The following is a 6,551-nucleotide window of genomic DNA, read 5'->3' on the forward strand; positions in this document are numbered from 1 at the left end:
TTCATGCCAGCCTTCTCCGCTTGGCCGGCTGCGCTCGCCAGACCAGCTCCGCCGGCCAAGCTACCCGTGGCGGAGCGGCCCACCGTGCACTAACTTTACCCTTGGACCACCTCGTGGGGGCCGATCACCGCCGCAGGGTGCCCCCGAATGATACCCACGAAAACTACGTAATCTGCCGATGAAGGTTGGCTAAAGGCGCCGTACTTGATTAGGTCGTACGCGGCGATTTCTAAAAACAAGGAATAGATTCGAATGAAATGCATCACTGCTGTTTCTGCCGCGGTCATTGCGGCAGTGTCTTCCATGGGAGCGTCAAATACGGCGAATGCCGGCTGTCGCTCCTGCGGCCCTATCTCCCCCGTTTACAATTACCGGACCGCTAACAAGGTCTCGCACATGACGCAGTATCGTGACGTTCAGCGCACGAATTACATCCACAAGACGCGCCACATCTACAATGTAACCCGCGTCCGGCCGATCGTGCAGGTCCATACGGTAACCCGCGTTCATCACCACACCGTTCCGGTGATACATAACGTCAGCATGTCCAGAGTGCAGCGCCTGCCGACGCAGTACCTCTACAGCAACAGCGTCCAGAACATATATCACGGCTGCGGCTGTCATTGATTAAAGCACCGGTCTGATACGGCGCCCTCGTGACGTCGGGCCCGACCGGACCGCTTGTCAGCTCCGAACGTCTCATCATTCGCGGCTTGCCGTACTCGGTAAGGCGAGGCACTCCTTTGGGCAGACGGGCGCCCGCCCCAAAAGTCGTTTGAGGGCGGTTTGCGGCCCCCGCTCGCACAGTTTCGTAAGAAACACCCTGTCCTCAGTGCCGATATCGGTAATCCGGCAGGAACCTATCATCGTGCGCTCTGCCTGCCCCCAGAGAGCCGAGACGGCGTTCTTTATGTCCGGATGTTTCAATGCGGTCCAGGCATCCGGGTCGGCCTCCGCCGCTTTAACATAGAACGCGACAAAGCTCATCAGCGCGGCGAGACCGTCGCGGTGGGACAGCTGGCGGTCGGGCGTGCGCAAGCCGTCGAGTGCTACTGCTGTATCGAGGTCGTGAGTGTAGGCGTTTAGTTCGTCGAGCAAGTACCGGAAGTCGGTCGCCGAGGTCGAACCGCCTACGCGCAGATAGGTGGTCACGAACAGGCTTGGCCGAAATTGCCGCGCGATCCTGGCGGGCTCGAATAAGGCGGTGCTTTCGGGCGGGCGCCTGACCGCTCCTCCCCCAACCAGCGGATAGACATCGCCGTCGGCGGTCATCATATGCACCGACTCGTGCACGGCCGTCGGCAAAGCGTATTGGGGGTCTTCGCAATCAATCCAGGTGCGAAAGAAGGCTTTGTGCGCGATTGCCCGGAAGACCGAATTGCCGTTCGGCGATGCCGCTTTCAGGAGGTCGACGGCCTTGGCGTTGCAGTCGCGGGCGACGACCGGCTTGGCGGCGACGAGCGCTCCGGCCTGAAAGATGAGCCCGCAGAGAGCTATTCTTACGGTCTTGCGCATCGGCCCGCGTCCTTGCGAAAATCGAATACTGGCGCCGATAGCATTAAGGATCGGTATTCCAGGGGACCTTTCGATAGCCTTTGTAATAATGTGCACTTCACGTAGAGCTGTGAACCGCCTCAAAAATATGGCTCCGACAAAAACTCAGATGGCTCTTTATTTAATATCTGAAATCAGCATCGTCGTAAAGTCACGATTGGCGCCTATTTTGGAGCCAATACGAAATAAAGACTTAGTATTTATCAAAAGATTTTGAGCCCATTCTGCAAGGGCTTTTCACAGGAGATTTTAGCTCGCCATAGCCCGCATCTCCTGCGCACCCTCACGCAGCACGTAGCCACGGCCCCAGATCGTCTCGATGTAGTTCTTGCCGCCCGATGCGTTCGCGAGCTTCCTGCGCAACTTGCAGATGAACACGTCGATGATCTTCAACTCGGGCTCATCCATGCCGCCGTAGAGATGGTTGAGGAACATCTCCTTGGTGATCGTCGTTCCCTTTCGCAGGGCAAGGAGTTCCAGCATCTGGTACTCCTTGCCGGTGAGCGGGACCCGCGTTCCAGCAATCTCGACGACCTTCTGATCGAGATTGATGACCATGCCTTCGATATCGATAACCGACTCGGCGTGCCCTTGCGAGCGGCGGACAATCGCGTGGATGCGGGCGACGAGTTCGTCCCTGTGAAACGGCTTGGTCAGGTAGTCGTCGGCGCCGAAGCCGAGCCCCTTCACCTTGTCCTCGATCGTGCTCAAGCCCGAGAGGATCAGGATCGGCGTCTTGATCTTGGCGAGACGAAGACCGCGCAGCACATCGTAGCCGGACATGTCGGGAAGCGTCAGGTCGAGCAGGATGATATCGTAGTCGTAGAGCTTGCCGAGATCGATCCCTTCCTCACCGAGGTCGGTGGTGTAGGTCACGAACCGCTCGGATTTGAGCATCAGCTCAACGCTTTGCGCGACAGCCGCATCGTCCTCGACTAGAAGAACACGCATTGCCAACCCCAGAAAATCTAAAAATCTCCTAACGCGAGATCCCTAACAAAAGCTTGACGATCAATTTCGTTCATCGTTATGGAAAGATACAAAGATTTTAGGGTAATAGCATGGCTGACGGCGCAATTCTCGTTTCGGGGCGAGACGAATTCGAAATGACGGCCGACCTCGTCGCCGCCTACGTCTCGAATAACAACGTTCCCGTCACCGAGCTGTCGGCTCTGATTGCCAAGGTGCATGCCGCCCTTACCAGCCTCGGCAAAGAAGCCGCGGTGGAGACCGCCGGCCCCGAGAAGCCGACGACGGCCCAGATCCGGAAGTCGATCACGCCTGACGCGCTGATCAGCTTCGAGGATGGTAAGTCCTACAAGACGCTGAAGCGCCACCTGACGCTGCGCGGGCTCACCCCTGAAGGCTACCGCACGAAGTACGGCCTGGCGTCCGATTACCCGATGACGACGGCCAACTACTCCGCCCAGCGCTCAGCACTCGCTCATGCGCTTGGTCTCGGTCAGCAGCGCCGTAAGATCGCCCCGGAAGCGACAGACGCCCCTGAGGCAGCCCCGAAAGCGCGTGGACGGAAGAAGGTCGCCGAGACGGCCTGAAGCCGTTCAGCGCCCCGTTCCGGTACGCTGCGGCACCTTCATGTTCGAGGCGGACTTGATCGTGTCATGGTTGAACCGCCGTCAGGCAGCAGACGGCTTGCTCGAACTCTCGTCAGTGCACGCGGTCGATGTCGCTCGATCCCATGTTTTTGGCCAGGATCGTTCCGAGTTCGAGCAGCATGACGTTGATCAAGGTCGGCAGGATGGGTGAGCCTAGCTCCTTGGTCAGGGACCGAAGCGCCATGAGCGCGTCGACCACCCGGTCGATCGTTTGCATCGTATGATCGGTCGCCGCCTGGCCATCTTGGCGCGCCTCCGTCAGGTCCGTCATCAGCCCGATGCAGCGCAACCCTCGGCCGGTCGGATCAGTTTCGATGCGTCCACGTGCGGCGATCCAGTGAACGTCTCCCTCTCGGTCGCAGGTGCGAAACTCGGCTTCAAACCGCCCTGCGGTGCTGTGAGCCTTGTGCATGAGGTGAGCGATACGCTCGCGATCTGCCTGATGGACGCCTTTCAGTATCGCTGAGACGGGTACTCCCGTTGCACCTTGCGTCTCATCGACGGCAAGCACGCGAGGGAGCGCGCCTGTCAGCTCAACAATCTGCGTATCAAGATCCGTTTCCCATGTGCCGAGATAGCCCGATGCATCAAGTATGGACTGCAAAGATGCCGGCATGTGCTGCCTCCGTGAAAGATTGCGTCGCACATCACAGCCCAGACCCTCAACGAATGCAATCCTCGGGCACGATAGGATTTGCAATGCAGCCCCAGGCTGTAGCTACCCCAGAACCCGTGCAGGCAAGGCGCAACAAGAGGGTGAGCACGGGGTCGGGTCAGGTGAGCAAGGATCGTACACAACCGAGCTATGCCGTTTTGCAACCCAGGATTGATCTGGCCATTGAAATTCAATCGCGCGCAACGCGTATTAGGTTGTGTTCGGGATGGCAGAGACGTCGGCTCGGCTTCCTCCCACCTGAAAGCGACCGCCGTGATGACCCTCACCAATGCGCCGAAAATCACCACCGATGGCGACCGCTCGATCGGCAGCCGTATCGCGGCGTATCGGACGGCCCAGCGACTGAACCAGACCGCGCTCGGGCAGGCCCTCGGGGTCACGTTCCAGCAGGTCCAGAAGTACGAGAAGGGCCGCAACCGCGTCGGTGCCGCCCGTCTTCAGGCAATTGCCGACTTCCTCGGCGTGTCGGTCTCGACCTTCTTCGACGATCCGGCTGAGAATGCTGATGGCAAGGAGACGATCCAGAACCTGCTTCAGGACCCGCACGTGATGGAACTGGTCCAGACCTTCGCCACCATCTCCGACAAGGTGACGCGCCGCAGCGTGCTCTCCATCGTCAAGGCTGCCGCCAGTCTGCAGGGGGTATCAAGCGACGCCCAAAACTGAAAGATGACGCCCGGTGCAGGGTCTGTTCGACCTCAGGCGCCCTGCTTGCTCGCCCTCACGCGCTCCAGGGTGCGAGCGCTCTCGCGTTCGAACTGGCGTGGCGTCATCGCACCGGCATCCACGCGTCGGGCCAACTGCGTCCGGTAGGCGATCGCTGCTTCCTGATCGGGGCTGAGGGTGACGTTTGCTCGTACCGCAGCCCCCGTGCGCTCCGCCCATTCCGTATAGGAGATGCGCTTTGCGTCACGATCGGCTCGAAGGCGTGCGATGTCCCCCTGGAACACAGCTGTCTGCTGTGGGCCAAGCGCAGCAGTCTGGCAGGCGGTCAAACTGATCGAGGCGATAAGAATAGCAGTGATGTGTCGGTACATGGTAGTCCCCCCTTAATCAGGGGATTGGACGGTTGTCGTCAAATAAGCGATACCCACGATACAACACTTCGGTTAAAATCGGCAGCTAGGCTGGACAATCTTCGCTTGACAGGCGCAAATTACAAAATCAGCGCCCCAAGCGACCCTGGAACGCGTTCGCCCTGCGGATGTAGGCGATAACGGCCCTTGGATCGCAGTGCCCCGACTGATCCATGGTCCAGGCGAGATCGGCGCCGGCATCGCGCCAAGGTCTGCTGATCGTGCTAGCCCATCGCACAGGACCCCTCTGCCGCATGGTGGCGGCATCAGAAGCGGTAGGTGACGTTGCCCTTCGCCCCGTGGTCCTGCGCACGGCTGCCGACTTGCCCGGCATAGGATAGCCCGACGGTCATGTAAGGCAGGACGATCCAGCTGAGACCGGCCTCCATCACCACCGCGCTGCGATCGACCGGCGCACCGCGGGTCAGGGCCGAGACGCCACCGGTGTTGAAGGCCAGAAGTGCGGTTGGCGTCACGTCGCCGAAGGCGCCGCGATAGCCGACGAGCCCGCGCAGCAGGATCGGCAAGCCGCCGACGAAGCCGTCGATCCGCGCCTCCGCCCGTATGCCCGCCGTGGCGGTCGTCACGGTGGTGTCGCGCGCCGCGCCGGCCAGTGCCGCCACGCCGCCCAATTCCGAGAAGGCGTCCTGGCCGACGCGGATCATTGCGCCGCCGGCGAAGGGCTCCAGCGTCAGGCCGGCGAGATCCATGCGGTAGCCGACTTCGCCGAACGCCTGCGCGACGCTGCCGCCGTAGGCGGCGTGAGTGTTGTCGCGGAAGCCGGCGAAGGCGACGTCGCGCCGGGTTTCGGTGTCGCTGACGCCGTAGAGGCCACCGATCCTCAGGTCGAACGCGCCCAGCCCGATCCCGGCATAGACCGACCCGAACCCGGTCTGGACGTTGCCGCGCGACAGTCGCAGCGGCACGTCGAGCGCGGTGTCGGTGTAGCCGGCTGCTGCGCCGACGCGGATCATGTCGCTCGCCGCCACGTCGCCGCCGACAACGAGGCCCGCGGTGTTGTGCCCGAGGGCGGCCGCGTTGCCGTCCGAGGCAGTGCGGCCGAAGCTGCCGAAACCCTGGCCCCAAAGGCCGACGACCCGCTGGTCGAGGCTGCCGGGTCCGAGGCCGGTGCCGCATTCGGGTACGGAGTTGAGCGGCACCCTGGCGACCGGCGCGCGCTCGGCCGGCAGGCCGGAGCCGGCCGGCGTGCAGGTGAGCCCGGCGCCGTCTGCCCAGCGCATCCTGTCGAGGATCGCCTCGCGCACCAATCCGCCGGCCTCGACGAGGGCTGTAACCGCGCTGGCGTGGACCTCGCCCGAAAGCGCGTCGAAGGCCTGCCGGGCCTGGGCGGTGGAGAGTGGGCCAACCGCGTCGTAGACGGCGTTGCCGGCGCCGAGCGATTGCGCGCGTCGTCCGGCGCCGACGCCGTTGAAGGTCGCGCCGGCGGTGTCGAAGCCGAGGTCGTTGCGGGTAAGATGCAACTGCACGGCATCGTCTGCATAATACCAATCGGCGCTGACGCGGACTCACGGGGTTTCGCATTTGCGTCGGATCTGATTCGATTGGGCGAACCGGAGGGTTTGCCATGTCTGCCGCCATCCCGCTGCGAGACGATTTTACCGCTTCCGA

7 protein-coding genes are annotated in these 6,551 nt (G+C 61.9%); 2 read left to right on the forward strand and 5 right to left on the reverse strand.

Annotated elements, in window-relative coordinates:
* Positions 1–702: 702 nt before the first annotated feature.
* Complete coding sequence (locus FV229_RS24145) at positions 703–1,515, reverse strand: hypothetical protein (protein WP_147754384.1); 813 nt, start codon at positions 1,513–1,515, stop codon at positions 703–705.
* A gap of 288 nt (positions 1,516–1,803) precedes the next feature.
* Positions 1,804–2,505, reverse strand: a complete 702-nt coding sequence (locus FV229_RS24150) for a response regulator transcription factor CtrA (RefSeq protein WP_147754390.1) — start codon at positions 2,503–2,505, stop codon at positions 1,804–1,806.
* A gap of 110 nt (positions 2,506–2,615) precedes the next feature.
* Here FV229_RS24150 and FV229_RS24155 point away from each other — a divergent pair, with 110 nt between their 5' ends.
* A complete protein-coding gene (locus tag FV229_RS24155) occupies positions 2,616–3,110 on the forward strand; it encodes a MucR family transcriptional regulator (RefSeq protein WP_147754385.1) in 495 nt (164 codons plus the stop codon).
* A 112-nt stretch (positions 3,111–3,222) separates the two neighbouring features.
* On the opposite strand, the gene FV229_RS24160 is transcribed toward FV229_RS24155, so the two are convergent.
* Positions 3,223–3,786 (reverse strand): PAS domain-containing protein, encoded by a 564-nt coding sequence (locus FV229_RS24160; RefSeq protein WP_147754386.1) that lies wholly within the window; start codon positions 3,784–3,786, stop codon positions 3,223–3,225.
* Positions 3,787–4,101: 315 nt separating this feature from the next.
* Here FV229_RS24160 and FV229_RS24165 point away from each other — a divergent pair, with 315 nt between their 5' ends.
* Positions 4,102–4,512, forward strand: a complete 411-nt coding sequence (locus FV229_RS24165) for a helix-turn-helix transcriptional regulator (RefSeq protein WP_147754387.1) — start codon at positions 4,102–4,104, stop codon at positions 4,510–4,512.
* Positions 4,513–4,544: 32 nt separating this feature from the next.
* On the opposite strand, the gene FV229_RS24170 is transcribed toward FV229_RS24165, so the two are convergent.
* Positions 4,545–4,883, reverse strand: coding sequence for a hypothetical protein (locus tag FV229_RS24170; RefSeq protein WP_147754388.1), 339 nt, complete (start codon positions 4,881–4,883; stop codon positions 4,545–4,547).
* A 305-nt stretch (positions 4,884–5,188) separates the two neighbouring features.
* A complete protein-coding gene (locus FV229_RS24180) occupies positions 5,189–6,409 on the reverse strand; it encodes an autotransporter domain-containing protein (protein WP_147754389.1) in 1,221 nt (406 codons plus the stop codon).
* Positions 6,410–6,551 lie beyond the last annotated feature (142 nt).

The sequence above is a fragment of the Methylobacterium sp. WL120 genome (assembly GCF_008039465.1).
Lineage (GTDB): Bacteria > Pseudomonadota > Alphaproteobacteria > Rhizobiales > Beijerinckiaceae > Methylobacterium > Methylobacterium cerastii.

What these genes read in the sequence shown, in the direction of transcription:
- FV229_RS24145 (WP_147754384.1), bottom strand. Translation starts at nt 1,515, where the DNA reads ATGCGCAAGACCGTAAGAATAGCTCTCTGCGGGCTCATCTTTCAGGCC.
- FV229_RS24150 (WP_147754390.1), bottom strand. Translation starts at nt 2,505, where the DNA reads ATGCGTGTTCTTCTAGTCGAGGACGATGCGGCTGTCGCGCAAAGCGTT.
- FV229_RS24155 (WP_147754385.1), top strand. Translation starts at nt 2,616, where the DNA reads ATGGCTGACGGCGCAATTCTCGTTTCGGGGCGAGACGAATTCGAAATG.
- FV229_RS24160 (WP_147754386.1), bottom strand. Translation starts at nt 3,786, where the DNA reads ATGCCGGCATCTTTGCAGTCCATACTTGATGCATCGGGCTATCTCGGC.
- FV229_RS24165 (WP_147754387.1), top strand. Translation starts at nt 4,102, where the DNA reads ATGACCCTCACCAATGCGCCGAAAATCACCACCGATGGCGACCGCTCG.
- FV229_RS24170 (WP_147754388.1), bottom strand. Translation starts at nt 4,883, where the DNA reads ATGTACCGACACATCACTGCTATTCTTATCGCCTCGATCAGTTTGACC.